This window comes from Brevundimonas sp. (assembly GCF_046293315.1).
Classification (GTDB): Bacteria; Pseudomonadota; Alphaproteobacteria; order Caulobacterales; family Caulobacteraceae; genus Brevundimonas.
In genome coordinates, this window is the sequence record NZ_JBKBPF010000122.1 from 1 (window position 1) to 527 (window position 527).

At 74.4% G+C, this 527-nt stretch carries 1 protein-coding gene; it reads left to right on the plus strand.

Annotated features, from left to right (window positions below; genetic code table 11):
- Positions 1-527: hypothetical protein (locus ACK4SE_RS14345; protein WP_409694083.1), on the plus strand; the 527-nt coding region annotated here is incomplete at both ends.

Below are 527 nucleotides of genomic sequence, written 5' to 3' on the forward strand. Positions count from 1 at the left end.
GGAGACGGTGGAGGAGATTGAGGCGCTGCGCCGCGCTTTCCTGGACCTGAAGTCGCGGCTGCTGGAGATCAGCGAGGAGAACGTGTCGCGCCTGGTGGTGGAGCTGGAGACGGGGGGCAACATCCGGCTGGAGGACGGCAGCCCCTCCGACGCCTGGTACACCTCCTGCGTGGACCTGCTGCACTCGCGCTTCACGCCCGCCGACTTTGAGCGCTACGGCATTGTGGGCATCAAGGTCAACCGCGTCACGCGCATCCACAACCGCTTCCTGCGCAGCCGCTTCGAGGCGCGCATGGAGGCCATCCTGGCGGAGCACCCCAGGTTGCGTCGCGGCGGCGGCGGTGGTGGTGGCGGCGGCGGTGGTGGTGGCGGCGGTGTTGGCGGTGGCGGCGGCGGTGGCGGCGGCGGTGGCGGCGGACAGAGCAGCCGGGGCGCGGCGCCTTCGCCCGGCGGTGCCGGGGGCGGCAATGGCGGCACTGGCGGCGGGCGCGGGCGCGCGGCGGAGCGAGACAGCGGCGCGCGGCGGG